2 protein-coding genes are annotated in these 1,796 nt (G+C 54.3%); both read right to left on the minus strand.

The features are described from left to right. Positions 1 to 204, minus strand: a 204-nt coding sequence (locus ACP7DD_RS26445) for a hypothetical protein (RefSeq protein WP_426178362.1), incomplete at its 3' end; no start/stop codon positions are given. 273 nt (positions 205 to 477) lie between these two features. Beyond that, the gene (locus ACP7DD_RS26450; protein WP_426178364.1) at positions 478 to 1,440 is read right to left on the minus strand and encodes a hypothetical protein; all 963 of its coding nucleotides are present in this window, start codon (positions 1,438 to 1,440) and stop codon (positions 478 to 480) included. Positions 1,441 to 1,796: the final 356 nt, after the last annotated feature.

Consider the following 1,796-nt stretch of genomic DNA (forward strand, 5'->3'; position numbering starts at 1 on the left):
CTGGAAGGACCTATCGACATCGTGAAAATCTCTCGAAACCGCGGAAGCAAGACCAAAAACCGCACAAGGCAATGAGTCAGAAAAATTGTTGAAATCGGCTAACTTGGGTGGATTGGGGCCGGGTCGGTCATTCATCACAAATTCAGCAACCAAGGCGACGCCTTGCCGGTCACTGCCGAACGTCATATAGGTCTGTCGATACATCGCGATATCTCCCAAAGATAGAAGCCGCGCCGGTTCTTCGTGCGCGGCTTGTTATATTGCCGTTATCTGCCGTACCAATTACCATACGCCGCGTTGGCTATGGCGACGCAAGCTATTTGTTTGTTAATTACGTGATTGAAGCAAATTCCCCATTTATTGTCGTCCCATCCGGCATTAGGCGCCATTTTGTTGCAAAGTTTTTCCCCGTCGTCGGCTTGCTTTTTGCATTGCTTAAGGGCGGCGGTCCATTTCTCGCGTGCGTTTTCGGGTAGGTTATCGGCGGGGGGCATTCGTGATAGGTCCGCTAGGCGGAAACCACCCGGACACATCGCCCCCAACCGGGCCGCCTACAGGTGGAATCCCGCCAATCGGGGGAATCCCGCCCGATGGCGGCGGACGGGTCGCCGCTCCAATGCATACAGGCGGGGTAGATGGAATGCATACCCAGCCGCCCCCGGTCGGTATTGGGTCGCCGCCGCCGGATCCGGTTCCTCCCGGCCAGTTTGGAGCAGCGCCGCCGTCCGGGATCGGTTCGTCGGCGTCGCCTGGATAGCCGGGGTCATAGTCGGGCGAGCCATAGCCGCCGCCGCCGCCGTCCCACGGGGTAGTACAAAAGCCGCCGCCTTCGTCGTCGTTGCCGCAGCCGCCCCCGCCTGGGACTTCGACCGCCGAAGATTGCGTTCCTGGCGTGGCTCGCTTTAACGCCCTGGGCGCGGTCGATGATAACAGGCGCTTATCAGCGATCTTTTGCAATCCGCTTGCCGCCCGCGCAAATGCTGCGCTGAATTGCCCTATATCCGGCAAATCGTTTTTAGTTGCGACTGCGCCCGGTTTTAACTTGAACACAAGGGCGTGCACCCCGTTTACATTGACCGGGGAAATATTGAATTGGCTTAACGCTTTAGCGCCGGGCAATCCCTTGCAAACGGTTTCGCGCTTACCCGTCCAATTGATCCCCGAATAGCAAAGGCTATTGCGATTCATGCCGCGCACTAATACGACGTGTTCCGCCTCTGGTATTAAGCCAACGACGCCGACCGCGACTTTCTGCTTGCCGGTTTGCTTGGGCAACTTCGGCATTAATACGCAATCTTTAATTTTGCTCGCGCTTGGTCCGCCTTCGGGGCAGTAAAACGGGGGCGGATCGTCTTTGATAACGGTCGGGGTTGCACCTTGCGTGCCGAATGCTGCGAATACAAACCAGAATGGAATCGCACCCATTTGGAAAATTTTCATGATTAGCTCTCTTTTGGTTAAAGTAAAAAACCAATACCGCCTTTAAAAACGGCCGAGCTAATTTTCGCCTTGCTGTCGAGCTAGCTATTGATGGTTCGCAAAACGCGGCAGCTTGATAACTGATTTGAACGGCAGTAATGAAGGCTGTAAATAAAAAGCGGGGCGAAACCCGCTAGTTATTTCCAATTTTTATCATCGCCACGCAATGCCAAGTTCATTCGCCATCGCTTCCGAGCACCTGATTATGTTCACTCGTCAGAACTAAGGCGACCGTGCTGAGTCAAACCTTTCACGATGGTTGAGTTACGAAAAGGAGCGATGATGGCAATCAATGGAATTCAATTTCAGAAGGGGTT

Origin of the sequence: Massilia sp. TWR1-2-2 (assembly GCF_049897565.1) — a bacterium.
Classification (GTDB): Bacteria; Pseudomonadota; Gammaproteobacteria; order Burkholderiales; family Burkholderiaceae_D; genus JAFCUW01.